We start from the raw sequence: 25457 nt of genomic DNA on the forward strand, positions 1-25457 counted from the left end.
ATTGTTTAGGTGTAAGCAAAGTAATATTGATTAAGACCATTTGCGATCTGGTGCAGGTCTTTCTTGATATCCAGCAGGTACTCATGCAGATTTTGTTCCATGATGGTGTCTGGTGTGGAGTAAAGTATTTTGCTCTTCAGCTTACCAATCATAAAATCCATCTTTTGAAAACTGTCAAGGTTGTTCTCGTTCCTGAAGCGCTCAAAATAACGGTGGATGTGATCGAGTGAATACATCACCGACCTGGGGCAATTCTTGTTAAGGATGATCATTTCAACCACATTTTTTGGTTCAAAGCCACCCCGGTAAGTTTTGATATATAGTTCATAGGCAGAGATCGACATCAACAGGTATTTCCAGTAGGTGATATCTGAGACCTTGGGAAAACCATCATCGATGTTGCTCACTTTAACGTCGACAATGTCTGCTGATTGTATGGCACGTTCAAGTAATTTACCAATGTTCATAAACGAATAGCCTTCGCCGCGGGCCATGGTTACCTCGGAGGTCGCAGAATAAAGAAGTCCATCCCTGATCAGGTCATCTATCACGGTTATCGGGTCGTCTTTTTCAAGCAACCATTCCACATGGGGATCCTTAATAGCATGATAGTAATCATTTAGTGCCTGCCATAATTCTTTGGTGATATGATCCTGGACGCTGCGGGCGTTCTCACGTGCCCTTGTTACGATGTTGAGAATTGAGTTATGATTCTCCTTACCGATAACCATGAACTTGAGAGCAGCTCTCGTATTTTTTTCCATTGCCACGGTTTGCGGTTCATCCAGGTAGGTAAATAACCGCAGAACCGGGTGCCAGGAAAAATCCTTACCCTCATCCTGTGACGATGCGTAATTCACTTTCAGCATGCGAAGTATTCCATCACTCCGTTCCATGTATCTTGTCATCCAGTACAAACTGTCTGCTACTCTGCTCAGCATATATTAATCAACATAAATGATAAATGATTTTTTAGCCAACGATATTCTGATAAATATTAATCTGCCAGTACCCAGGTATCCTTGCTTCCCCCGCCCTGGGATGAGTTAACCACCATGGAACCTTCCCTTAGTGCAACACGGGTTAAACCGCCGGGAACGATTTCTATTCCATCGGGACCACAGAGCGCATAGGGTCTGAGGTCAACCCTCCGGGCCTGCATCTTGTTATTCATATAACACGGTGCTGAAGAAAGTGAAATGATTGGTTGTGCTATGAACTGCCTCGGGTCCTTTACTACCTCTTTAAGGTATGTGGCGATCTCTTCGTCGGTCGCCGAGTTGCCCATCAGCATCCCATAGCCACCGCTTTCATTTGTTTTTTTGATGACCATATTAGAAACATTGCCGAAAGTGTAGTCTCTGTGTTCCTGGTTGTCGAGCTTGTATGTCGGCACGTTTTTGAGGATCGGTTCTTCATTAAGGTAATAACGTATCATGTCCGGCACATAAGTATAAATTGCCTTATCGTCCGCCACTCCATTTCCCAACGCATTTACAATGGCAACATTGCCTTTGCGATAAGCACTGAGCAAACCGGATACACCAAGTGCGCTTGCCGGGTTGAATACCAGCGGGTCGATAAAATCTTCATCAACGCGACGATAAATTACATCTACCTGTTGAAGGCCGGTTGTTGTTTTCATGAATACGCGGTGGTTGTCAACCACCAGGTCGCGGCCTTCAACCAACTCTACACCCATCAGGCGGGCCAGGGTTGTGTGTTCAAAATATGCTGAATTATAGATACCGGGGGTCAACAGTACAATGGTGGGGTCAGAAGATTTGCCCGGCGAAAGCGACATCAGGTTTTTATGCAGGATGTTAGGATAATCCATTACGCTGCGAACATTATTGTTAGGCAGCAGGTCAGGGAAGATGCGTTTTGTGATCTCCCTGTTTTCCAGCATATAGCTCACCCCGCTGGGCGTTCGAAGGTTGTCTTCCAGGATAAAAAAGGTACCATCATTATTGCGGATCAGGTCGATCCCTGCTATATGAACATAAATATCATAAGGTACCGGGAAGCGATGCATCTCCCGGAGATAATGAGGACAGCTATACACCATTTCAACCGGCACAATTCCGTCATTGATGATAAACTGGTCATTGTAAACATCCTTGAGGAACAGGTTCAGTGCCTTAAGCCGTTGTTTGATTCCTTTTTCAATATAGCTCCATTCAACGGCAGTAATAATACGGGGGATGATATCGAAAGGGAAGATTTTTTCTATTCCTTCTCCGCTGCTGTACACGGTAAAGGTGATGCCCTGGCTCATAAAAAGCCGTTTGGCAAGATCTTCTTTCTTGTTCAATTCTTCAATACTGAGTTTACTCATGAACTCAACCACCTGGCGGTATTGTTCACGCACACCATCCTGGCTACTCATCTCATCCCATGTTTGGGAATCGAGTTGATAGCCGTTTAACAATTCGCTTGTTTGCATGACCATCGGTTTAGGTAAAATAAGATGGCAGTAGTCGTTGTTCATGCATCCCGATCAGTCGATCGCGATCTAAACAAATATAACGATCCGGACCCAAAACGGGGTAACGAATCTTTGAGAGCAGGCAATATTTTTAAGGTATTACCTGAAGTTTTCTGGATATTTACAGACCTTAACAGGGTAATCTTGTTAACCATGCCTCAGAACATAATATCGTTAAGTGCTATTATATGAAAACAATTGCGATGATTCCTGCCAGGTATGCCTCAACGCGATTTCCCGCGAAGCTGATGCAGATACTCGGCGATAAGCCCGTGATCAGGCATACCTATGATGCCACTGTCGCAACGGGGCTTTTTGATGAGGTCGCAGTAATTACAGATAGCGCGACAATTTATGATGAAATTGTTTCCAATGGCGGCGTTGCCATTATGAGTAAAAAGGAACATGAAAGTGGCAGCGACCGCATAGCCGAAGCTGTAGCGCATATGGAGGTCGACGTGATCGTTAATGTGCAGGGAGACACACCCTTTGTAAAAAAAGATCCGCTTCGCCGGCTCGTCGAACAATTTGCCGACCCTTCAGTAAAAGTCGCTTCGCTGATGCAGGTGCTTACTGAAAAGGAATTTATCAATAATCCCAGTTTCGTGAAAGTTACCGTTGACCGCAACAACAATTCTCTTTTCTTCAGCCGGAGCCCGATCCCATATCCGCGGAGCGAAGAACCTCCTATTACTTATTACAAACATATCGGCGTCTACGCATTCCGGAAACAGGCTCTTATGGATTTCACCACCTGGCCCGTTACACCGCTGGAGGCTGCAGAAAAAATTGAATGTCTGCGATACCTTGAATATGGTATACAGCTAAAAATGGTGCAGGTTGACTACATGGGAGTTGAGATAGATACACCGGAAGATCTGGAACGAGCAATAAAATCACTGAACACGATCTCTTAGCGTCAAAGGATTTAAAAAGGATAAAACGTAATCAATGAACAAGCCATTATGGGGAATCGATCTTGGAGGAACCAAGATTGAGGGTGTAGTTATTACCTCACTGGAAGATCCCAAACCAATTGTCCGCAACAGGGTAGATACTGAGGGAGCAAAGGGTTATGATCATATAGTGAACCAGTTGGTCACGCTGGTAGAATCACTTGAAAAAAAGACGGGATTAAAACCTGAAAGTCTTGGTATAGGAACTCCCGGAGTACTTGACCCGGTTTTGCAGACAATGAAAAACTCCAATTCAACGGCCCTTAACGGGATGCCTCTAAAGAAGGACCTGGAAGACAGGCTGGGGATTAAGATTGAGCTGGCGAATGATGCCAATTGTTTTGCCCTGGCTGAAACAACCTGGGGTGTGGTTAAAGATAAATGCCCGGAGGCCAGGATGGTTTTCGGAATTATCCTGGGAACGGGTGTGGGCGGTGGAATTGTTATTGACGGCAAGATCTGGAACGGTCACCATGGTATTGCCGGTGAGTGGGGCCATAATTTTTTAGATGAGTCAGGGGGCCCATGCTATTGCGGGAAAACCGGCTGTGTTGAAAAAGTATTAGCCGGACCTTCATTACAGAGATACTATAGCTCTATCACCGGCCAGGTGATCACGCTGAAAGAGATCACACAAAGACATCTCCAGGGTTTCGATAAGGCAGCAACAGAAACCATACACAGGCTTCATTATTTTTTTGGCAAGGCAATATCAAACGTTATCAACATACTCGATCCTGATGTAATAGTAATCGGGGGAGGGGTCGGCAACATAGAGTCCGTGTATACCGAAGGGCTTGACTCCTTAAAGCAATTCATCTTTAACAACAGGCTTGATGTGCAGATCCTTAAACCGCAGCTTGGCGATAGTGCCGGCGTTTTCGGAGCAGCAGCCCTTGTAGTCTGACATATATCAGGCTTTATATGTTCGCCTGAAATATTTTGGCTTTCGCCTGAAATCTTTTGTTTCGGAAACTAGTTTGCGGCTGCAACTTTTTTGTCTTTATTTTTCAGAGCCTTTTTGAATGGATCCCAGCTGATCTTCACCTTACCATCATCGCCATACCTGGCGCGCAGGTGAACACTCAGCCCTTTTTTACTATCAGTTCCCTTATTCACCAACTCATACTCGGGTCCCCGTTTTTTCAGATTACTCAGTGGTACCAGTATGCTCATATCCGGTCCCGCTTTCATATCATATGTACCCTCGATAAACATTGTAAGAACCGTGGATTGAATCTCCATACTATTTATCGTTATAGCAGTTCCGTTGATCTGAAGATTGTCTTTGAGCTCAGCAAAGCGGATATCAGACATATCCCTGTTTTTGAAAACTGAGGCCGAGATCTTCTGCATTGGCTCAAAATTTTGTAAAGCGCCATCTTTAAGACTCAGGTTAACGAATCCACGGGTGCTATAGGGAACAAGTTCAGACTTGTTGTTTATGGATGCTGCGATTTCAAAATCAGCAGTCAGCACTCCCTTGATGTTTTTATCAGTGAGGCCATCCAGTGAGAAGTTATTGAAGGAATAAAAAACCTTGCTGATATCAATTTTGTCCATTTTACCCCTGATCGAAAAAGGATTATCATTTCCGGTTGTCTTTAACTTTCCGTCAATCACGAATGAGCCATCTGCATGGTTCATCGAAATATTCTGAAGAGTCCATTCGTCTTTTTCCAACATCATTGCTGCTTTGACATTGCTACCGACGAATTTTTTATACTGGATCTTTTTTGCGGCAAGATCGATTTTCATTGCCGATTCCGCAATCAACTTGTCGATCCTGTTTGCAATTTTAAGCAGGCGCGCCTTGCTCTTTTGTTTTGAGGAAACGCTTCGTTTTTGCAGGTTCTGCGTAAAGTCTGTAAGATCAAGTTTTGAAGAACTAATATTCAGGTCGACCAGCATGTTTTCAGAAACCATATTGAGCATTGACAAAAAGTTCTCGACTTTTCCCCCAACCAGCAAATCGCTTCTTTTGGTGTTTGCCCGAAGATCCTTGATATAGACGTCCTTTTTGTCAAAGATCAGCGAACCTTCACAATTGGATAAGGTCAGGGATCTGGGGATATAAATCAATTCGCCGTCCGAAATGTCAACGGCTCCCGAAATAAGGGTCTGTGCCGTGTCCGCAGCCATAACAGGACCATAAAAATTGATGTTTACATTGGCCTTTCCTTTTGAAAACTCAAAAGATTCGGTTCCGGTAAGGTCATTGAGCGATTGTAGCTCTACATCCGTGTGAAGATCGAAGGCCATTTTCGGTTCACCAAGATTCGTTATGAGAAACTTTGATGATGACAACGGTATATTTTCCCAGTTTCCTTTAAAAGAAGTGATACTGATGACAGAGTTCGAATCGTTCATCGGCAAGGTTGTATCTGCCTGGTTGGTAAAGGCACCTTCGAGAGAACAATTCATAAAATCTCCGGCTGGTGTTTTCAGATCGCTTCCCTTTACCACCCATTTTACGTTGACCAGGGGAATGGCCCTGGGTAACAGGCTACCTTTCAAACTTGCAGTCACGTTTAGGGGATTACTGATTCCGAATGTATCAAGCTTCTTTTCCAGTCGTTTCGTAAGGAGGCTGATAAGATCGCGGTATTTCGCATTATTGCTTGCAATGTCCAGTGTGAATTTCGGATCATTACCCAGTTCAAATGTGGCCGAGATCTCAAAGGGCTGACCGTCAATTTTCAGAAGTATATGGTCGACGGCTATCAATTGTTGATCTAATAACAGTGAAAACTTTCCTTCAACCCGTTTTTCCTTTAAGAAAACTCCTCTGTCGGTATTAAAAGCAAGGTCATGAACAAACATATCTGTTTTTACACCCAGCACGGTAGAACTGTCTTCGCTATCTACATCACAAACCAGTTTTTTTATATCGAAGTCGAATAGCTTACCGCGGTAAGGATTCACAAAAGTCACCCTGACCTCCTTTAACTCTATACCATTGAAAGGGGGCTTCAACCCTTTACGCGTATTCTTTTTCTTCGCGTTCATGATATAAACGTTGGTATAATTTGTCGTATCCGTGAAAAGGTAGATGGATCCCTTTTCCACTATTATCTTGTTGATCTTAGGGGTCGCGGAAAACAAACTCAGGGGATTCACACGGAGAAAGAACTTTTCTGCCTTCAGAAAGTCGTGGTGATGCGTATCCCATAGCGAGTCCCGGAGTGAAATATTTGATAGTTTGAGAGACAGGAAAGGGAATGTCTGGAAAAAGGATGGGTCAAGATCACCGATTATGACTGTGGCATTCATCCTTTCATTGAGTTCCCCGGTAACCCTGGCAATGATCTCTTTTTTATTAAGGGAAACGTAGGTAATAACAACTAACCAGAATATGAGCAGGACGCCTATTAAAATGCCGGTCCCTTTTAGTATGTATCGTAAAATCTTCTTCAAAGCGTTGATTGTGGTAGAATCTGGAACCGTTTACACGGCTAAGCATTAACGAGGTAACAGTGTTCTTGTGTTTTAACTGGATAATGCAAAAGGCAGACCACCCAAATGCGCTTAACGTTCGATACGTCTTTTGAGGTAACCCGAATAATCGGGTATTTCGACGTTATAATCCTGTAACATCAGGGGAGAAGTCAGTATGAAATCTGCAGTGGAAACATCACAGGCAACCAGGCAATTCCATGCGATGGCAACACGTAACAAAGCCTTTACATCACTGTCATGTGGCTGGGCTTCCATGGGATCCCAGAGGAAAATCATGATGTCAATATCCCCGGTAGCTATCATTGCTCCAATCTGCTGGTCCCCGCCCAGCGGGCCGCTCAGCACCTTTTTCACCGGCCGGTCCAGCTTATCCTCCAGCAAGGTTCCGGTAGTTCCTGTAGCAACAAGGTCGTGCCTGGCCAGGATGATCTTATTAAGCATGGCCCAGTCAATAAGATCCTTTTTTTTGTTATCGTGTGCAACAAGCGCAATCGTTTTGCGGGGCTTGAGTTTGCGGATCACTTTCATTGTATGTTGATTTAAATATTATCGAAAGCTAAAATTGTTTAGGTAAATATTAACGCTAATAAAATAATTTTCAGCAGAATACAACGTTTTCCACATTCAGGCACTAACTTTGTGGATAACTACATCCCATTACTACCCATTAAGTTCATGATCAGAGGCTTCTTAATTTTGATATTAAGCCTGAGTGCATTCTTATGCCTTGCTCAGGAGGCTGGTTCTTTACTTCCCGAAAGGGCGGTTAATAGCCCGGACTCTTCCTATTATATTACTGACCTGGTTCACATCATCAAAGAAAACACAAGGGTAATCTTAAACTGGAGATTGGCTGATTCATCTATTACAGACTTTTTCTCGATTGAGCGCAGCTGTAACAGTAAAGAATTTGAAGTGGTTGCGGTTATAAAGATGGCCCAGGTTTCACAATGGTTTGAATGGATAGATGAATCTCCGGCTAAAGGGAAAAATATATATCGCATCAAATGTTCGGCTAAAGACAACCGGCAGTTTTATTCTAAGCCGATAAACGTTCAGATCGCCGGTGACATCTCTTTCAAATTTTATCCTAATCCTGTAGACAATATACTGATCATACGGTCAGACAATCCCCTGGACGTTCAAATTATTGACGGGACGGGCAAAATGCGACTCTCACAGGGCAACCTCCAGGGACTTCAAACCATAAATGTGTCGACACTGGAAAAGGGAATTTATATACTGAGACTGAACAACAGGCTTGCTAATACGATTGTGCAAGAGCGTCTGATAAAGAATTAACCTTAGCGACCAAAGTATTTCTCATATTACCACAAAATAGTATTGCAGATATCAAAACCGGACTGTACTTTTACATCGGTTTTTCATAGGATATTGGATTTTAAAAACGGGGTTGAATTTTTATTCAGGCCCCTTCTTTTTTTTTAGGCCGGTCCCGATAACTTAATAATAGTTGCGATCTCCTAAGACAACTGGCTGCTCTTCACGCTGTGCTAATCTTCCACTAACAGCAATGAATTATTCATACAGATCGTTTTTGTTATTTTGCTTCCTGGCTCTGTAATCAGTCATTCACTTACATTTTTGAGCACCCTCTGTGTACTATTTACACGGAACATAACTATAGCTAACGTGTCGTAGTGACGAGTCAAAACACAAACGGCCTCCTTGAAAGGAAGCCGTGAGTTTACTAACCCATATAAATCTAAAACTACAAACTTGTTAAGCGTTCTGCATCTCTTTTAATTTTTCCCTGATCTTTCCTTCGATCTCATTGGCGAGTTCGGGATTATCGTGCATCAGCTGTTTAACGGTTTCTCTTCCCTGGCCAAGCTTATCGGTATTGTAGCTGAACCAGCTACCGCTTTTTTGAATGATACCGAGCTCGACACCCATATCGATGATCTCGCCGTTTTTGGAGATACCCTCGCCAAATACAATGTCAAATTCAGCAGCACGGAACGGAGGCGCCACCTTGTTTTTCACGACTTTCACTTTCACACGGTTACCGACTGCCTCATCACCGTCTTTGATCTGAGCCATACGTCGTATATCAAGCCTGATGGAAGCATAAAACTTGAGCGCATTTCCACCGGTGGTGGTTTCAGGATTTCCGAACATCACGCCAATCTTCTCCCTGAGCTGGTTAATAAATATGCAGATTGTGTTTGTTTTGCTAATGGTCGCCGTGAGCTTTCTAAGCGCCTGGCTCATCAGCCTCGCCTGTAAGCCCATCTTGCTGTCGCCCATTTCTCCTTCAAGCTCACCTTTAGGTACCAGGGCAGCCACTGAGTCAATTACCACAACATCCAATGCCCCGGAAAGTATCAGGCGATCGGCAATCTCAAGACCCTGTTCGCCATAATCAGGCTGGGAAATCAGCAGATTATCAACATCAACCCCCAGTTTACGGGCATATACACTGTCAAATGCATGTTCAGCATCGATAATGGCACACATTCCCCCTTTTTTCTGGGCCTCTGCAATAACATGTATCGCAACAGTAGTTTTACCTGAAGACTCCGGTCCGTAGATCTCAATGATCCGTCCTTTGGGAAAACCGCCAATCCCAAGCGCTGAATCCAGTCCGATTGAACCGGTTGAAATAACATCGATCGGTTCCATCGACTTTTCGTTCATCATCATCACACTACCTTTGCCAAAGTCTTTATCGATCTTATCCATCGTAAGCTTCAGCGCTTTGAGTTTTTCGTTTGACATGTTTTGTTGAGTTTTAGAGTTCAAAATTACCGAATGACAAATCTACTTAAAATTAGTTTATCAACACTAAAAATATTAGTTTTTTAAAGCTAATATTTTTGGGGGTTTTCCTCATTGCCATTTCATCCAAAAGTCATACAAGTAAAAAAAGTGTCTGCTGTATACGGGTTCGACGGCGGCCTTTAAATAGCAACAAAGAAGAAGGGATAACCCGGTCACCGGCCATCATTCTTATCCTATCTGTGTCAGAACGTCGGATAACCATTAATCTCATTAATCTATGTACCCCATCACCCGATCTGACCGCGGGCACCTACCCACGTGCTATATGCGTTTTCGCTGAGGGATAAACGTTACCCGATGGCCTTAGGATATCTTAGCAAACGACTGGTCCGGATCCTTTACATTTACTCCAGGCACGCTGAACCGTTGATAAGTATTTTTCAGTGTCCATTTTATCCACCCGCCATACCTAAAGTGTTGCTCCCATTGCGTCAGGACATGTTAAGGCTGATTGGTACAGAGATTGTTACTATTAAAATCGACTTAAATTAAAATAAATGTTCAGATGTTCAATCAGAGTATAAATTCAATAATTTAACTTTGGCAACCTCAAATTCACAAACGGTATATGAGCCGGATTTACTCATACCAACCTTAAATAAACCTATATGACGTACAAACATCTTCTGGCAGTATTGATCTCTTCTGTGTTCCTGTTTAGCTGTGTTAGCAAGAAAAAATTGCAGGCAGAAAAGGATCGTTATGTATTACTTGAAACGGAAAGAAACAAACTGCAGGGCGACCTCAGGAACTGTACCGACCTGACCGCTGAAAACGAGCGTAAAAGAGCAAGTATGCAGAGTGAAATCGATAATCTGAACAAACAGATCGGATTTCTCAAAGAAAACAACACACAGGCCCTGAAACAATTGCAGGATCTTTCAGTTATTTCAAGCTCACAGGCTGAAAGTATAAAGAAATCTCTTGATAATATCGGAGCAAAGGACGTGTACATCCAGGACCTGCAGTCTGCCATGGCAAGAAAAGACTCTTTGAATATGGCGCTTGTTATGAATTTAAAGGGAGCCATCGGCAATCTCAATGACCAGGACATAAACATAAAAGTGGATAAAGGCGTGGTGTATATTGACATTTCAGACAAACTCCTTTTCAAAAGCGGATCATATGATGTTACCGAACAGGCGAAAACTGTCCTGGGCAAGGTTGCTCTTGTACTAAAGAATCAACCTGATATCGAATTTATGGTTGAAGGACATACAGACAATATTCCTTTTGCAAGAGGCGTATTAATAGACAACTGGGATCTTAGTGTTAAACGTGCAACTTCGGTCATCCGGATCTTACAGAATCAGTATGGATTAGATCCGGCAAAAATGGCGGCCGCGGGACGTGGCGAGTATAAACCTGTAACTGTAAATGAATCTGCGGAGACAAGGGCAACAAACAGGAGAACAAGGATCGTGATTCTTCCAATGCTTGACCAATTCTTCAAGCTCCTGGAAAGAAAAGCTTAATCAAGACTTAAATACAAGGCAGACAAAATATCAGAAATGGATGTTACCAATGGTAGCATCCATTTTAGTTTGCGGGAACATCGTAAGCCGATACTGAGCCCCGGGAAACCTGCCAGCCGTATTGATTGTCCGCCTGAACGATCCGGTTCACTTCATAAACGTCGCCCGCCGGTCCACAGGTAGTGGTGCGGGCGGAATTGCCCTGGTTACTCACGAAGAGCAAAGTGCAGATGACTAATAACCATTTACGAAACATGACTTTAATTTTTTCGTTTCAATTAATAATGTAAATATTTATCATTTTTTGGTGGGATAAAATGGCTACAGTTATGAATTGCCTTTTATTCGGAATGAATTGACTTAACAGGGCCTGGTGGCCCGGATCACCGCTGAGGCCGCCGCGATTTTGAATCATAACAAAATCACAACAAAGGGTAGAACTAAAAAAAAATACGATCCCGGGGGGTCGTACACCAGCGTTGGCAAAGTAATTGAATAGGATAGGGTACATTCAATTAACAAACACTAAAAATGATTTTATGAAGAACATATTCTTACTGGCCTTAGTTGCCTGCCTCGGTTTTATAGCTTGTGATACACCTTCACCGGCAACCACTACCCCAACTGATTCCACAACTAACAGTAATCAGTCAACTATGGATACCGCAAGAACATCAACAACGGATACCACAAGAACAGATACAACACGGAATCAGTAATCCGCGAAGTATTGTTAGATATCAAAGCCGGCAAATTGCCGGTTTTTTTTTGTTTATCTACCTATGAGTAAAAGGTTTAATGGGTTCCAGATCAATCAATTAATCCTGTTGGGGCAACATTTTTTTGACATTTGCACGTTTCTAATTGGGCCAAACCTCCGGGTCCGATATCCGACAGTATATGAAACAGTGCATGATAGCCTTGATCCTCCTTTTGCTTAACGCAGCAGGGGTCTTTTCCCAGTCTGTGGTAGCGCAAAAGCGAGCCCGGAATGGTATAATGGACCTAACGGAAGAAAGCTTTCATAGCGGCTCTTTTTCGCTACGGGGTGAATGGAAATTTTACCCCGACCAGTTATTTGGACCGGGGGAGATTGCGGCTTCCGGCGGTAAAATTGTTGAATTTCCCAAATTATGGGGTGGGGATTGGGGTCCCAAAGATCCCACAAACGGAACGGGCACTTACACGTTGACCATTATTTTAGCCCCGGGTCATCCAAAGCTTGCCTTCCAGGTACCCGAATCTTATTGTTCGTTAAACTTATTTGCCAACAATTCACTTATTGCCTCGAACGGAGTTACGGCAACTACAAAAGCGGCATCCAAACCTTTCTGGGAAACAAAAACCGTTAATGCCCCCTCCGGCGATACCATTCAGCTTATTTTGCAGGTAGCCAACTTCTGGCATTCAAAGGGTGGCTTTTCGCAGGATATCATCATAGGTGAACGAAGTGAAATGTACCTGGACCGGAACAGGTCACACGCACTTGACCTGTTACTTACCGGTTGTCTTTTCATGGGTGGATTATTTTTCCTTGGGCTGTTCATCTTCGGCACGAAAGACAAATCGATCCTGTTTTTCTCGTTGTTCTGCATAGTTTACAGTTACCGCATGATTGGTACAGGCGATTATGTATTGCATGGAATTCTTTCAGGCCTGCCATGGTCTGTAACTGTGCATCTTGAATACCTTACACTTGTTACCGGGGTGGCTCTTTTCGGCAAATACACCTCGCTGCTCTATCCGGAAGATGTAAATAACACCATCATTAATTTTTTGCTTGTTCTTTGCAGCATTTATTCCGGTATCATCTTAGTCGCACCGCCGGTCGTATTCACCGCCCTGATGAATTATTTTCTGATCGTTATGTTTCTTTTCACCGCATATGCTTTTCATACCTATGTGCGGGCGATGAATAACAAGAGAAGTGGTTCAGGCTACGCATTGATGAGCAGTGGTGTAATGATGCTTATATTTTTACTCACTAATCTCCAGTATTTCCATATCATCATTCCTATCAGGGGGGTGACATTTGCCCTGTATGTAGCGTTTTTTTTCCTGCAATCGCTGGTGTTGTCACACCGCTTCTCGTTGCAGTTAAACAATGCTGCCGACCAGGCCAGGGAAGGATTGCGGGTGAAATCGGAGTTTCTTTCCACGATGTCACACGAAATAAGAACACCACTTAATTCGGTTATCGGGATGGCCCATCTGTTACAAAGAAACAACCCAAGAAAGGACCAGCAGGAAAGTTTCGAGGTCTTACTTTTTTCTGCGAATAACCTGCTTTCTATCGTCAATAATATCCTCGACTATAATAAGATTGAAGCCGGGAAAATACATTTTGAGCAGATAAAAATGGATGTTCCGGCTCTGAGTAAAAATATACTGGCGGGCCTCAAAACGCTTGCGGATGAAAAGCGGTTAGCATTGCTGCTTGATCTTGACCCAAACATCAAGAACTATGTAATTGGTGACCCTACCCGTACCGCACAGGTACTTAACAATCTTGTGCATAACGGGCTAAAATTTACCTCTTCAGGCTCAGTAACACTCACTGTAAAACTCCAAAGCCTGGAACCCGGAACGGCATGGCTGTATTTTGCAGTGACTGATACCGGGATCGGGATTCCTGCCGATAAAAAAGAACTGATCCTGGAGAGATTTACCCAGGCCGATTCTTCCACATCACGCCGCTACGGCGGTACCGGCCTCGGCCTATCGATTAGTCAGAAAATCCTTCAACTCCAGGGCACGAACCTGGTGATCGGGAGCGAACCAGGCAAAGGGTCAACCTTCTCTTTCACTCAAAAATTTCTTCATAGTGAAGAACCGCTCACCGCTAACAAACCAGAGATAAAAACGATAGCCGAACAAAAACCACTGAAAGGAATAGAGATCTTACTGGTTGAAGACAATCCCATGAATGTGCTCGTCGCACAGACTTTCCTGGAAAGAAGCGGGGCTTATATAGATGTTGCAGTCAACGGCCAGGAAGCAATAGACAAATTCGACAGGCAGCGTCATCACTTGATATTGATGGACCTGGATATGCCCGTACTTGACGGCTACCAGGCCACCCGGTTACTGCGGAAACAAGGTGAAACAGTGCCTATTATAGCACTCACAGCAAGTCTCCCTTACGAGGTGCAATATGAAGTCAACCAGGCTGGACTCTCCGATATCATGGTGAAACCGTTCAATCCTGACGAACTTCACCGGGTAATCATGCTACACCTTTCACCGGCCGGGTTTAAACAGGCCATGTAAAAATCGGACAAACTTCGACCGGCTTTTATCCTTCCATCTTCTCCGCGGTAGTATTCATGTAATCTTACTACGAAGACATTCGTTTTTTGTCAATTTTTGAAAAAAAAATGAATGATGATTAAAGTTATGTTGTTGATGGCCATTGTAGTCTCAGGGATTTGTGGTTATGGTCAAACCGCCGGAAGTATCCAGGTAAAGGTGTCCGGCACAGATAGTCTGCCGGTCGGGAATGTAACCGCCGAACTTTTACATGCAAAGGACTCGTTATTGGTTAAGGCCTCAATAAGTGATAAACATGGTATAGCTTATTTCGAAAACATCAGGCCGGGTAACTACTTTATAAAGATCAGCATGATCGGCTTCCATGCCTACAGCACCCCATCATTTTCTGTGAACGGGGATGGAATATTTGATGCGGGCACGATCGTGTTAAAAGCTCAAAAGCAGGAGGAAATGAAAGCTGTTGTTGTCTCCGCCCGCAAACCGTTTATTCAGAAACTCAATGACAGGCTGGTTGTGAATGTTGAGAGCAGTATAATAGGAGCAGGAAGTTCGGCCATGGACATCCTCGAACGTGCACCGGGGGTTACCGTTGACCAGAACGATATCATTGGATTGCGGGGCCGCACGGGAGTAATCATAATGGTAGATGGTAAGCCAACTCCGATGACAGGAGCGGACCTGGCAACTTATCTCCGCGGTCTCCCTTCTGGCGCTATAGAAAGAATAGATATCATCACAAACCCATCAGCAAAATATGATGCCGCGGGCAACTCGGGTATCATCGATATAAGGATGAAAAAAGATCAGCGTATGGGCATAAACGGTAGTGTAACGGCAGGTTATGGCCAGGGCGTATATCCGAAAGCAAACGCGGGATTTACTTTTAATTACCGTAACAAAAAATTCAATGCTTTCGGTAACTATAATTTCGCATATCGCAAAAACCTTAACAACCTTTTACTCGACAGGAATTTTTTTGAAAGCGGGAAGTACAACGGGGGTGATCTGAAAGACAACTATTCAAGGACGCCCGTGCATTCTCATACTCCGCGAATCGGAGTTGATTTTTTCCCTAACAGCAAAACAGTGATTGGTTTTGTGATCAACGGGAGCATCAACAATATCGCGAGGAAAAGCGACAACCGTTCCATAGTGTTAAACGATGCAGGGCAACAGATCAGCCGGTTCAGTGCGATTGCTACCAACGATGATCACCAGCGTAACGCCGTAGCCAACCTCAATTTCAAACATAGTTTTGACAGCACCGGACGGGAGATCACTGCTGATATTGATTATGGGAGATACGGCTCAGGTTCCTTGTCCAGGAACACTACAAGCTATTTTAACGTAGATCAGAGCGTGCTTCAGCCAGATTACATACTTGATGGCGACCAGGCCGGTGAACTTGTATTGAAGACAGCCAGGGTCGATTACATACATCCGATAAAAAAAGGAACGAGGTTGGAAGCCGGTTTCAAAACAAGTTTTGTTTCATCTGACAATGACGCGAAGTTTTATGATATGAGCAGTGGAACGCCGGTTAATGATGTCAATAAAACAAACCACTTTTTTTATGATGAAAACAACAATGCGGCTTATATTAATATGAGCAAAGAGTTTAAGAAGTTCAATCTGCAGGTTGGTCTGAGAACTGAACAAACAAACATTGAGACCAGGCAGGCGATGGGCGATGTGAGATGGGATTCCAGTTACCTGCAATTTTTTCCAAGTGCCTTCTTCAACTATAACGTGGCGAAAGATCAGACACTGGGTGTGTCTGTTAGCAGGAGGATAGACAGACCAGGGTACTCCCAACTCAATCCGTTTCTATTTCTGATCGACGTTACCACCTATGCGACTGGCTACCCCGCACTACTGCCGCAGATAACCTGGTCATACGAACTAAGTTATACCCTGAGATCAGTCAACGTGAGCCTCGCGTACAGCAAAACAAAAAACAATCAGAATATCGCGATCGCACGCTTCAAAGATGTTTTTCCGGATATACCGTCTGATGATAATGTCACCGTTCAGATTCCTATAAACCTGTCATCATCAGATTATGTTGGTTTAACTGTGTCTGCACCTGTGAATGTTACAAAATGGTGGCACATGCTGAACAATGGCAACCTGTTTTATATTCACTACAACGGCACACTTGGCATCACGGATTTAAATACCGGCAAGCCCGCTTTTGATCTGAGGTCAAACAATACTTTCACTATCGGTAAAGGCTGGACCGCTGAACTGATAGGATCCTATAATTCCAGCGGCCGGGATGGTTTTATGGTTTTCGATTCACGCTGGGGATTGTCGGCCGGTGTTCAGAAAACATTTTTAAAAAACAAAGCGACATTGAGATTTAATATGTCAGATATATTCTGGACCAACCTGCCGAGGGCGGTGATTACTTACGACAACTATATCGAGAAATGGCATGCCTATCGTGAAACAAGAGTTGCGAACCTGACCTTTACCTATAGATTTGGAAACAACAAGGTGCAGGCTGCAAGAAAAAGAACAACCGGCTCTGAGGAAGAAAGGCAAAGGGCAGGCAACTAGAATTATCGGCTATGCATGGTTCTTAAAAGTTCGAGGTGCGGCCTCAACGTGGTGATGGTATCTTTCTGCAGGAACTGTTTAAGGTATTTATAGAAATGGCTATGATCATAATAACCGAAATCTGTTGACTGAAATGTTTCCGGAGAGGAGACCAGCATTTCTGTTGCTTTACGGATCCGCATGATCTGCAGAACTTTCCGGGGGCTGGTTCCTGTAGCGATTTCAAAATATCGCTGAAGTGTGCGGGCAGAGATCTTATATTTTTCAGCAAAAATGGAAACCGGGGTGGTAAAGTCGTTTGTTTCATGACAATAATTGAGAATATCAAGCACTATTCTGACCGGGTTATCTTTGTCGCTTAGGTTGCAGGAATACTGGCTATTGATCATAGACTCGTAATAGCTGCTTAAGAGTAAGGTTCGCTGTTTGAAATCCCGTGCTGATTTAACCCTTTCTACCATTTTCGGATCTACCAGGTAACTCAATGGGAAGATATACCCCCGATATTCAGAGAAATTGATTTTTTTCTCAAAAAGGATAGGCGAAACACGGAATTTAATTCCAAACAAATCGTTTCCCTTCCGATGGTAACACTCTATCGATTGATGCCTTGGTAAAAAGCCATCACCCTTAATTTCAAATTTCTTTTCGCCAACCTGCATGGTATAGGGCGAGCCGAGATTGATGAGGTAGGTATACCCGGTATTGGGAAACAACACATCCGAAAAACCATTTGGAAGCTCTGCCAGTAAATCATGGAAGTCGGTCTGCCAGAAAAAATCGATAAAATGCGCGAGACCGGGTGGCGGTGCCGTCCGGAAATACCGGTTCTCGAAATGAAATTTGTCAAAAAATTCGATGTGTTGCAAGGTCAGTGTGTTCGATGGATCTGATACCCAATGGCATAGTTTTTTTGCGCTTGCCAGAAATTCATGATAATGAAAAAGATAAGACTGTTGGCTGTTTTAAATGCAATCGTCTTTCTCGTGCATGTTTTGATCTCCTATTCCACCCAGTTCAAATTAATAAATAATAAGGATGTAGGGGAGGTTTCAAGCAATTATTCTTCTCTCTTCACCCCAGCACCCGTAACATTTGCCATCTGGGGGGTAATATATCTTTCATTGTTTTGTTTCTGCATCTATCATCTTTTCGCTGCATGGAAAAGAACAGGTGCGGACCCTGCAAACCGCGATCTTGAAAAGATCGGACCATGGTTCATTATTAATAATCTTGCTACTGCCGCCTGGCTCATTGCCTGGGTCAACGAAAAACTGGGACTAAGCGTTTTATTAATTTTTTTACAGCTGATCAGCCTGATGATCATTAATACCCGCCTGCCAGTTTACGATAGATCGAGAGAAAGAGCGTCAAAACTCTTCACCCAGTTCCCACTCAGTATTTATTTTGCCTGGCTCACCATTGCCACTATAGCAAATGTGAGCAGCTACCTGGCGGCGCTGGACTGGAGTGCCGGCATCAGCGAGATAAACTGGACAGTGATAATGATCTCAATCGCTGTTCTCATCACTGTTGCCGTGATTATCCTCAGAAAAAATGTGTTTTACGGCATAGTCGTGATCTGGTCTTTATTTGGAATTATTCAGAAGCGACTGCTGGAGTCAGCAGGTAACAGTGCCGATCTGCCAGAAAAGATTATCATTCATGCTGCCTGGGCCGGCATCGTAATCGTCGGCCTTGCCTGTATAATACAACTGGTAAAAAATGCCCGCGCAACAAATATTGAAACTCACACATTTAAACAACATATGATATGAAACCTTTACCAGATCATTCATTTCAAATGGTGAAAACCAATCCGGATAGGTTCCAGCGCATCCTTTTAACATGGATTGCGTGTATTACCATTGTTGCCTGTGGAGAGGCAAATTCCAATAACCTGCCTGAGCGTCCGGACAGTGCAGCCATTACAGAGGCTCCCACTACTGATTCCGGTGCGAATAGCCGCCCGGGAAGTGCAGATGCCGCGCCACTTGCTCCTGCTGACACCGGGAAGCTGGGTGGAACCTGGTTTCTTGTCCCCGTTCTGCCTTCTGACACTGCAGCCGGTAAAATTCCAACTATAAAATTTGACGAAGTCAGCCATAAGTTCAGTGGCAACACCGGTTGTAACAATATGCAGGGCAGTTTTACCCTCACCGACAGTACGCTAAAAATTGATGATCGGATAATTACTACCAGGATGGCCTGCGCAGGTTACAATGAAGATGCGTTCCTTAAAAACCTGCCGAAAGTAACAGGATTTCGGTTTGAGAACGGCATGCTGGTATTATTAAATGACAAGTCGGAGTTATCGCGTTGGACCCGCGAACCGGTAAAGCCAGCCATCAAAACTACGTGACGCATGTCGGCCTCATCCCGGTCGACCTGAAACCACTCTATTTAATCATTAGAAACTTATAATATGAAAAAATTACTGGCAGCAATTGTATGCATCTCGTTATTCTACGCTTGTACAGAAGCCGGGGAAGGCAGCGAAGTAACCAAAGACAGTACTTCCACCGACAAAGACACGATGACACAGGTTGGAACAGGCACCGGGACGGCAACGTCCAGGGATACAGCCACTTACGAACGTTTACCCGCTACCCAGACAGGCGACAGTACGAAGCATTGACATGCTGAGCTCTTAATCGTTGCCCGTAAACAAACGGCGACATTCCGCCACCTGGTCGGTGTTTATTATATCGATACCGAACTCCTGGAATTTCCTCCAGGTTTCCGGGTTATCCGGTGCGCCCCATAACCTGACCAGTTTTTTCCGGCTATGTGCATGCGCTATCATTTCGTTCAGGGCATCCGTGTTCAGTTTATCGTTACTATAGTATTTTGAATAACTTTCGCTGATGGTAACCACTTTCGCAAGGGCTGACTCATCATACTGTTCAGTGGGCCGTCCATCAAAGCGAATAGACCCGGGATAATCTTTCCAACCGGCCACCGGACCCCTGTCGCCACTAACGAGTATATACAAGGCGTTTTTGTTCGTCTTCTTATCAAAAACCCGGGGAAATTTACCGGCGAGTTTTACTAATTCTGCAAGCACTTTTTCTCCTTCCGCTTTAATATCTACAACCAGTACGGGTTGATATTTTTTATCGTTGGTCACAAAACCCTGGTTTAGCCTGATCAGGGAATCGAGGGGTCTGAAATACAACGAAATCAAATTTCTTTTGGGGTCGATGTCTTTGCGGTCGTGCGCAACTGCCAGTTGCCCGTTAACCAGGTATACATCAGCCTCAATGGCAAAAGCTTTCTCCCTGAGCGCGGCGAAAAGAGGTTCGGGCTTTTCATAATCATTATGCGAATGGATAAGCACTTGCGCGACTAAATCACCAGTCATCAAAAGAAAAGCAGCAAATAGGAAATGTTTCATCTGTTTTTATTTATTCGTTCAACCCCAGTTAGAAAAGGGGACTCACCCGTCTTCCGGCAACCGGGACCTTTTACTCCACCAAAAGTGCATAAAAAACTGCTGGTTTCCGCTTAAGCCTCAATCATAAAAATTTATATAATCGGGGGTCTTCGTAAATTGCAGCCATGCGAGATTACTTAAGTGAATTGAATGAGCGGCAGAAGGAAGCAGTGTTACACCGGGATGGACCAATTATGATTATTGCAGGCGCTGGCAGTGGAAAAACCAAGGTACTTACTACGCGCATCGCGCACCTGATGGCGAATGGCGTTGATGCTTTCAATATCCTGGCCCTGACGTTCACCAACAAGGCTGCAAAGGAAATGAAGGAGCGGATTGAAAAAACACTGGGTAATAACGACGCACGTAATTTATATATCGGCACATTCCATAGTGTATTTGCCCGGATTCTCCGGTCCGAGGCGCATCGGCTAGGGTATCCCAACAGTTTTACCATTTATGATACAGATGATGCTAAATCGGTGGTAAAAGCGGTTGTGAACGAACTAAACCTGGACGACAAACACTACAAACCCAATACGGTCTATAACCGGATCTCAAGCGCAAAAAACGCGCTTGTTTCCCCGGCAGAATATGCTACTGATTATTATATTCAGCAGGAAGATACCCGGTCCAACAGACCTGCTATAGCACAGATTTATGATGCCTATACAAAAAGGTGCTTCAAAAATGGTGCGATGGATTTTGACGATCTGTTGCTGAAGATGTATGAGCTTCTGAAGAATTTTCCCGAAAGCCTGCACAAGTATCAACATAAGTTCAGGTATATCCTGATAGATGAGTACCAGGATACAAACCCTGCCCAGTACGAGATTATCAAGTTACTTGGGGCCATGCATGAAAACGTGTGCGTGGTTGGAGATGATGCACAGAGTATCTATTCATTCCGCGGCGCTACTATCCAGAATATCCTGCAGTTCCAGAAGGACTATGATGATGTGAAGCTGGTGAAACTTGAACAAAATTACCGTAGTACCCAGTCGATCATTCTTGCCGCTAATGAGATCATCAAACAGAATAAGGGCCAGATTCCAAAGGACCTGTGGACCGAGAACGCAGAGGGTGAAAAGATAAAGCTGGTGCGTACGATGACAGACAATGATGAAGGCAAGTTTGTGGCAGACAGCATACAGGAACAAAAGTTGCGGAATCATTATAACAACAGGGACTTTGCTATTCTTTATCGCACAAATGCCCAGAGCCGTGCTTTTGAAGAAAGCCTTCGCCGGATGAATATTCCATACATGATCTATGGTGGGGTGAGTTTCTATCAGCGAAAAGAGATCAAAGACTTTGTAGCATACCTGCGAATCATTGTGAACTCACGCGATGAAGAAGCCCTGAAACGAATAATTAATTTTCCTGCCCGGGGCATAGGTAAAACCTCCGTTGATAAGGCGATTCTATATGCAAACACTCATAATGTGTCCTTCTGGAACGTACTGGAACAGGCGAAAGAGGTAGGTTATAAAGGAGGGACCCTGGAATCCATTGAGAATTTCGTTTTAATGATCAGGAGTTTTGCCAGCATGCTTGAAACTAAAAACGCTTATGATGTAGCGGTGCATGTCGGAAAACAAACCAACATCGTGAAGGAGCTTTTTAACGATAAAAGTACCGAGGGTATGGCTCGTTACGAGAATATCCAGGAGCTGTTGAACAGCATAAAAGAGTGGACCGAAAGCCCATCCAATGATGATGGCGAAGTAGGCGATAAAAGCCTCGGCGCTTACCTGCAGCAGATTACCCTGCTCACTGATGCAGATGAAAAAGACCCGAATGCAGATACGGTGAAACTGATGACCATCCACGCTGCGAAAGGACTGGAATTCAGTTGCGTTTTTGCCGCTGGCCTGGAGGAAATGTTGTTCCCGAATTCTATGTCTATCAATACCCGCGAGGAACTTGAAGAAGAGCGTCGATTATTTTATGTGGTTGTCACCCGTGCCAAGGCGAAACTTTGGATAACCTACGCAAACAGCCGGTATCGGTTTGGCTCCCTGGTCCAGAACGAACCGAGCAGGTTTATCGCAGAGATACCGGACGAAATGCTTGACCGCAGTTTTGCCGGTGGTGGTGCGAGGAACCAGGGTAATGGATTCAGTAGCTGGAGCGGCGGATCTGCATTTGATCGCATGAGGGGCGGTGGCTTTGGTGGAGGTAGTGAAAGCGGTGGGGGCTCAGGTCGCCCTGGCTTTGGTAATGCGGGCGATGCTGAGAGACAGTACGGTCCCCCGCCTGCCAGGAAACCACAAACGCCAAGTTATGTAGTTCCTAAATCACCTGCCCGTGTTGTTGATCATAAGCCCAGTGCGGATTTTGTGGCCAGTGATACCACCAATTTGCAGGTTGGTCAGAAAGTAGAGCACCAGAAATTTGGTTTTGGAGAAGTCATGAAGATGGAAGGCTCGGCACATAATCCGATAGCCACCGTTAAGTTTGATCTGAATGGTGAAAAAAAGATCATGCTTAATTATGCAAAGCTGCGCATAATAGAATAGCTCCTGGCTAACTACAGATAGCTTCAAATATGGCTGATTTCGATTTATACCTTACGGAGATCGACTATCACTATCCCGTGATATTTGTGGAAGGGACTCACGACTCTGCCTACATGTTTGGAGAAACCGTTAAGGTCCCAATCAGCATCTCCGGTTTCTATATCGGAAAATACCCCGTAACTCAAAGGCTCTGGCAGTTTATTTTGGGAACTAATCCTTCATCATCCAAAGAAGAAAATCGTCCCGTAGAGAATGTTTCGTTTGTTGATATAACAGCACAGGGTGGTTTTCTGGACAGACTGAACTTGTACATAAAAAGAAACAATCCCGCCACTTCTATTTATCGTTTGCCCTCGGAAACCGAATGGGAATATGCAGCCCGTGGAGGGGTGCAGTGGAAGGACAATTATTTATTTAGTGGAAGCAATGATATTACCGCTGTTGCCTGGCAGGGCGATAAGAACAAAGGAACAGAAACACACCCCGTAGGTCAAAAACTACCGAATCAACTTGGGATACATGATATGAGTGGCAACGTCTGGGAGTGGTGCCAGGATTATTATCAAAGCGATGTAAATCTTATACCTAACGACGGCAGTCCTTATTTAACCAAATCCGATTCAAGGGTACTCCGGGGCGGATGTCACCATAACTGGGCGATACACTGTACAGTATCTAAGAGGTATGAAATCGGGGAGGAGTTTAAAGATGGATGTATTGGGTTTAGGATAGCCACGGGCGGAATCATTTCAAATATTTAACTTTAGTAACCCACTAAAACAATTAATATGGAAATGTTTAAACACGCCATCAACTGGGTGGAAATTCCTGTTTCCGATTTCGAAAGGGCAAAGGCCTTTTTCAGCAAAATCTTCGACTATGAAATGCCCGAGTACATGATGGGCCAGGATCGCATGGGTTTCCTGTTATACGACATGAGAAGCCAGGGGATCGGCGGAGCAATCGTGAAAGGAGAAGGATACCAACCTTCGAAAACAGGCTGCAAAGTTTATCTTAATGGCGGTACCGACCTGAATACGGTTCTTAATCGTGTAGAATCCGCCGGGGGCAGAATTGTGATGGCAAAAACACAGATAACACCCGAGCTGGGTTATTTCGCAGTTTTTGAAGATACCGAAGGCAATCATCTGTCCTTACATTCGATGTCTTAAAGCCTGGAGTACTGCCGGGTCGCGGATAACCGCCAAAAAAGTTTGCATCCAGTTTTAACCCTGTTTAATTAATGAAGTCTATCTCAAAAGTCATCGCTGGTGAAGGCAGGAAAAGTAAAGCGCCTAAAACCGCAAAACCTACAGGTACTGCTACGGAATTCATTGAAGCCTTAAAATTTCTTGTTTCTCAAGACATATCAATAAACGCTAAATTTTTCAGCGATGATGTCCCGGACAATAAATTCCTCGGTGTTCGTATGGCTGATATTTTTACACTGGCAAAGCATCATATGCATATGCCAGTGGACGAAATTGTGAAATTGCTCAATAACGACTATTACGAAGTAAGAGTAGGAGCAGTAAGCATCATGGACTTCCAGGCCAGGGATAAGAAAACTTCAACGGAACAGAAGAAAGCACTCTACAATCTTTACATGAACAATCACCACAGGATAAACAACTGGGACATGGTAGACCGGAGTGCTCCATATGTTGTTGGAGGTTACCTGTTTGACAAATCACGCGCGCCACTTTACAAAATGGCAAAATCCAAAAATGTCTGGGAGAGAAGAACAGCGATGGTAAGTACTTATTTTTTTATCCGGCAAAATGATCTCGATGACACTTTTAAGATTGCAGCGATTTTGGTTAATGACAAACATGACCTGATCAATAAGGCCGTTGGAAGCTGGATCCGCGAAGCAGGAAAAAGAGATGAGCCCCGGCTTCTTGCTTTTCTTGATAAACATGGAAAAACAATGCCCAGGGTAACGCTTCGATATGCCATCGAAAAACTGGAAAGCAGCAGGAAGAAAAAGTATATGTCTTAAACGTTTGAATAATTAAACTATCAAAATGAAATTTCTATCTCTTGCACCCTTTATCCCTTCGGGAAGCCAATTCGAAAAATCACGTGAACTTTTCCAGGAAATCGGTTTTAATATCAACTGGGATGAAGGTGACTATGTTGGTTTTGAAAAGGATGGATGTGTCTTCATCTTACAAAAATTTGATGACAAACACTTCGCGGAAAACCTGATGTTATCTGTAAGAATTAATAGTGCACAAGAGTTTTATGATTCGATGATATCAAAAAAGCTGACGGAAAAATTTCAAGTCCGCATCTCAAAACCTATGCAACAACCCTATGGAAAGGAAGTTAACCTTATAGACCTGGCAGGTGTATGCTGGCATTTTGTAGAATAGACTATGGAGATATTTTTGCCATATTTTTATTGGCATTTCAGTATGCTTTGAGGTAGACGTGAATGATCTTGACGCAATCCACCCTCCTGATTGTCTTCTTCAC

General features: G+C 44.0%; 23 protein-coding genes. 15 read left to right on the plus strand and 8 right to left on the minus strand.

What is annotated here, in order from left to right; genetic code table 11:
- Positions 1–5: 5 nt before the first annotated feature.
- Together ACX0G7_RS02595 and ACX0G7_RS02600 are read right to left on the minus strand one after the other, a co-directional pair.
- Entirely contained in the window at positions 6–941 is a 936-nt protein-coding gene (locus tag ACX0G7_RS02595) for an alpha-E domain-containing protein (RefSeq protein ID WP_458921854.1), read from the minus strand.
- A gap of 56 nt (positions 942–997) precedes the next feature.
- Positions 998–2446 (minus strand): circularly permuted type 2 ATP-grasp protein, encoded by a 1449-nt coding sequence (locus tag ACX0G7_RS02600; protein ID WP_458921855.1) that lies wholly within the window; start codon positions 2444–2446, stop codon positions 998–1000.
- Between the two features lie 230 nt (positions 2447–2676).
- Between ACX0G7_RS02600 and kdsB the strand changes: the two genes are divergently transcribed.
- On the plus strand, positions 2677–3405 hold the full coding sequence (gene kdsB / locus ACX0G7_RS02605; RefSeq protein ID WP_458921856.1) for a 3-deoxy-manno-octulosonate cytidylyltransferase: 729 nt from the start codon (positions 2677–2679) through the stop codon (positions 3403–3405).
- 34 nt (positions 3406–3439) lie between these two features.
- Positions 3440–4351 carry an ROK family protein gene (locus ACX0G7_RS02610; protein WP_458921857.1) on the plus strand — a complete coding sequence of 304 codons (912 nt, stop codon included), beginning with the start codon at positions 3440–3442 and terminating at the stop codon, positions 4349–4351.
- A gap of 68 nt (positions 4352–4419) precedes the next feature.
- On the opposite strand, the gene ACX0G7_RS02615 is transcribed toward ACX0G7_RS02610, so the two are convergent.
- Positions 4420–6861, minus strand: a complete 2442-nt coding sequence (locus ACX0G7_RS02615; protein WP_458921858.1) for an AsmA family protein — start codon at positions 6859–6861, stop codon at positions 4420–4422.
- A 111-nt stretch (positions 6862–6972) separates the two neighbouring features.
- Positions 6973–7431, minus strand: a complete 459-nt coding sequence (locus tag ACX0G7_RS02620; protein WP_458921859.1) for a methylglyoxal synthase — start codon at positions 7429–7431, stop codon at positions 6973–6975.
- A gap of 147 nt (positions 7432–7578) precedes the next feature.
- On the opposite strand from ACX0G7_RS02620, the gene ACX0G7_RS02625 reads away from it, so the two are divergent.
- Entirely contained in the window at positions 7579–8205 is a 627-nt protein-coding gene (locus tag ACX0G7_RS02625) for a T9SS type A sorting domain-containing protein (protein WP_458921860.1), read from the plus strand.
- A 441-nt stretch (positions 8206–8646) separates the two neighbouring features.
- Here ACX0G7_RS02625 and recA read toward each other — a convergent pair whose 3' ends face one another.
- A complete protein-coding gene (gene recA, locus ACX0G7_RS02630; protein ID WP_458921861.1) occupies positions 8647–9645 on the minus strand; it encodes a recombinase RecA in 999 nt (332 codons plus the stop codon).
- Between the two features lie 671 nt (positions 9646–10316).
- Here recA and ACX0G7_RS02635 point away from each other — a divergent pair.
- Positions 10317–11183, plus strand: a complete 867-nt coding sequence (locus ACX0G7_RS02635; RefSeq protein ID WP_458921862.1) for an OmpA/MotB family protein — start codon at positions 10317–10319, stop codon at positions 11181–11183.
- A gap of 64 nt (positions 11184–11247) precedes the next feature.
- On the opposite strand, the gene ACX0G7_RS02640 is transcribed toward ACX0G7_RS02635, so the two are convergent.
- The gene (locus ACX0G7_RS02640; RefSeq protein WP_458921863.1) at positions 11248–11439 is read right to left on the minus strand and encodes a hypothetical protein; all 192 of its coding nucleotides are present in this window, start codon (positions 11437–11439) and stop codon (positions 11248–11250) included.
- Between the two features lie 283 nt (positions 11440–11722).
- Here ACX0G7_RS02640 and ACX0G7_RS02645 point away from each other — a divergent pair, with 283 nt between their 5' ends.
- The 3 genes from ACX0G7_RS02645 to ACX0G7_RS02655 all read left to right on the plus strand — a co-directional run bounded on the left by ACX0G7_RS02645 (position 11723) and on the right by ACX0G7_RS02655 (position 17018).
- Positions 11723–11902, plus strand: coding sequence for a hypothetical protein (locus tag ACX0G7_RS02645; protein ID WP_458921864.1), 180 nt, complete (start codon positions 11723–11725; stop codon positions 11900–11902).
- A gap of 181 nt (positions 11903–12083) precedes the next feature.
- A complete protein-coding gene (locus ACX0G7_RS02650) occupies positions 12084–14453 on the plus strand; it encodes an ATP-binding protein (protein ID WP_458921865.1) in 2370 nt (789 codons plus the stop codon).
- 111 nt (positions 14454–14564) lie between these two features.
- Positions 14565–17018, plus strand: coding sequence for an outer membrane beta-barrel protein (locus ACX0G7_RS02655; RefSeq protein ID WP_458921866.1), 2454 nt, complete (start codon positions 14565–14567; stop codon positions 17016–17018).
- 2 nt (positions 17019–17020) lie between these two features.
- On the opposite strand, the gene ACX0G7_RS02660 is transcribed toward ACX0G7_RS02655, so the two are convergent.
- Complete coding sequence (locus ACX0G7_RS02660; RefSeq protein WP_458921867.1) at positions 17021–17887, minus strand: helix-turn-helix domain-containing protein; 867 nt, start codon at positions 17885–17887, stop codon at positions 17021–17023.
- A gap of 69 nt (positions 17888–17956) precedes the next feature.
- Here ACX0G7_RS02660 and ACX0G7_RS02665 point away from each other — a divergent pair, with 69 nt between their 5' ends.
- From ACX0G7_RS02665 to ACX0G7_RS02675, 3 genes are all read left to right on the plus strand, one after another.
- A complete protein-coding gene (locus tag ACX0G7_RS02665; RefSeq protein WP_458921868.1) occupies positions 17957–18796 on the plus strand; it encodes a hypothetical protein in 840 nt (279 codons plus the stop codon).
- Positions 18793–19380, plus strand: coding sequence for an META domain-containing protein (locus tag ACX0G7_RS02670; RefSeq protein ID WP_458921869.1), 588 nt, complete (start codon positions 18793–18795; stop codon positions 19378–19380). Before ACX0G7_RS02665 ends, ACX0G7_RS02670 begins: the two co-directional genes overlap by 4 nt.
- A 63-nt stretch (positions 19381–19443) precedes the next feature.
- Positions 19444–19656 (plus strand): hypothetical protein, encoded by a 213-nt coding sequence (locus ACX0G7_RS02675; protein ID WP_458921870.1) that lies wholly within the window; start codon positions 19444–19446, stop codon positions 19654–19656.
- A 12-nt stretch (positions 19657–19668) separates the two neighbouring features.
- Here the strand turns inward: ACX0G7_RS02675 and ACX0G7_RS02680 are convergent, their stop codons facing one another.
- On the minus strand, positions 19669–20415 hold the full coding sequence (locus tag ACX0G7_RS02680; RefSeq protein WP_458921871.1) for a PI-PLC domain-containing protein: 747 nt from the start codon (positions 20413–20415) through the stop codon (positions 19669–19671).
- 164 nt (positions 20416–20579) lie between these two features.
- On the opposite strand from ACX0G7_RS02680, the gene ACX0G7_RS02685 reads away from it, so the two are divergent.
- The 5 genes from ACX0G7_RS02685 (at position 20580) to ACX0G7_RS02705 (ending at position 25354) form a co-directional block, all read left to right on the plus strand.
- Entirely contained in the window at positions 20580–22976 is a 2397-nt protein-coding gene (locus tag ACX0G7_RS02685; RefSeq protein WP_458921872.1) for an ATP-dependent helicase, read from the plus strand.
- 29 nt (positions 22977–23005) lie between these two features.
- Positions 23006–23737, plus strand: coding sequence for a formylglycine-generating enzyme family protein (locus tag ACX0G7_RS02690; protein WP_458921873.1), 732 nt, complete (start codon positions 23006–23008; stop codon positions 23735–23737).
- Positions 23738–23764: 27 nt separating this feature from the next.
- The gene (locus ACX0G7_RS02695) at positions 23765–24148 is read left to right on the plus strand and encodes a VOC family protein (RefSeq protein WP_458921874.1); all 384 of its coding nucleotides are present in this window, start codon (positions 23765–23767) and stop codon (positions 24146–24148) included.
- Positions 24149–24219: 71 nt separating this feature from the next.
- Positions 24220–24978: a DNA alkylation repair protein gene (locus ACX0G7_RS02700; protein WP_458921875.1), complete on the plus strand. Its 759-nt coding sequence runs from the start codon at positions 24220–24222 to the stop codon at positions 24976–24978.
- A 25-nt stretch (positions 24979–25003) separates the two neighbouring features.
- Positions 25004–25354, plus strand: coding sequence for a VOC family protein (locus ACX0G7_RS02705; protein WP_458921876.1), 351 nt, complete (start codon positions 25004–25006; stop codon positions 25352–25354).
- Positions 25355–25457: the final 103 nt, after the last annotated feature.

The organism is Flavitalea antarctica, from assembly GCF_054461535.1.

Bases quoted from the DNA above. Each gene is read 5' to 3' on its own strand.
- ACX0G7_RS02595 (WP_458921854.1), bottom strand. From the start codon at position 941: ATGCTGAGCAGAGTAGCAGACAGTTTGTACTGGATGACAAGATACATG.
- ACX0G7_RS02600 (WP_458921855.1), bottom strand. From the start codon at position 2,446: ATGCAAACAAGCGAATTGTTAAACGGCTATCAACTCGATTCCCAAACA.
- kdsB (WP_458921856.1), top strand. From the start codon at position 2,677: ATGAAAACAATTGCGATGATTCCTGCCAGGTATGCCTCAACGCGATTT.
- ACX0G7_RS02610 (WP_458921857.1), top strand. From the start codon at position 3,440: ATGAACAAGCCATTATGGGGAATCGATCTTGGAGGAACCAAGATTGAG.
- ACX0G7_RS02620 (WP_458921859.1), bottom strand. From the start codon at position 7,431: ATGAAAGTGATCCGCAAACTCAAGCCCCGCAAAACGATTGCGCTTGTT.
- ACX0G7_RS02625 (WP_458921860.1), top strand. From the start codon at position 7,579: ATGATCAGAGGCTTCTTAATTTTGATATTAAGCCTGAGTGCATTCTTA.
- recA (WP_458921861.1), bottom strand. From the start codon at position 9,645: ATGTCAAACGAAAAACTCAAAGCGCTGAAGCTTACGATGGATAAGATC.
- ACX0G7_RS02635 (WP_458921862.1), top strand. From the start codon at position 10,317: ATGACGTACAAACATCTTCTGGCAGTATTGATCTCTTCTGTGTTCCTG.
- ACX0G7_RS02640 (WP_458921863.1), bottom strand. From the start codon at position 11,439: ATGTTTCGTAAATGGTTATTAGTCATCTGCACTTTGCTCTTCGTGAGT.
- ACX0G7_RS02645 (WP_458921864.1), top strand. From the start codon at position 11,723: ATGAAGAACATATTCTTACTGGCCTTAGTTGCCTGCCTCGGTTTTATA.
- ACX0G7_RS02650 (WP_458921865.1), top strand. From the start codon at position 12,084: ATGAAACAGTGCATGATAGCCTTGATCCTCCTTTTGCTTAACGCAGCA.
- ACX0G7_RS02655 (WP_458921866.1), top strand. From the start codon at position 14,565: ATGATGATTAAAGTTATGTTGTTGATGGCCATTGTAGTCTCAGGGATT.
- ACX0G7_RS02665 (WP_458921868.1), top strand. From the start codon at position 17,957: ATGAAAAAGATAAGACTGTTGGCTGTTTTAAATGCAATCGTCTTTCTC.
- ACX0G7_RS02670 (WP_458921869.1), top strand. From the start codon at position 18,793: ATGAAACCTTTACCAGATCATTCATTTCAAATGGTGAAAACCAATCCG.
- ACX0G7_RS02675 (WP_458921870.1), top strand. From the start codon at position 19,444: ATGAAAAAATTACTGGCAGCAATTGTATGCATCTCGTTATTCTACGCT.
- ACX0G7_RS02680 (WP_458921871.1), bottom strand. From the start codon at position 20,415: ATGAAACATTTCCTATTTGCTGCTTTTCTTTTGATGACTGGTGATTTA.
- ACX0G7_RS02685 (WP_458921872.1), top strand. From the start codon at position 20,580: ATGCGAGATTACTTAAGTGAATTGAATGAGCGGCAGAAGGAAGCAGTG.
- ACX0G7_RS02690 (WP_458921873.1), top strand. From the start codon at position 23,006: ATGGCTGATTTCGATTTATACCTTACGGAGATCGACTATCACTATCCC.
- ACX0G7_RS02695 (WP_458921874.1), top strand. From the start codon at position 23,765: ATGGAAATGTTTAAACACGCCATCAACTGGGTGGAAATTCCTGTTTCC.
- ACX0G7_RS02700 (WP_458921875.1), top strand. From the start codon at position 24,220: ATGAAGTCTATCTCAAAAGTCATCGCTGGTGAAGGCAGGAAAAGTAAA.
- ACX0G7_RS02705 (WP_458921876.1), top strand. From the start codon at position 25,004: ATGAAATTTCTATCTCTTGCACCCTTTATCCCTTCGGGAAGCCAATTC.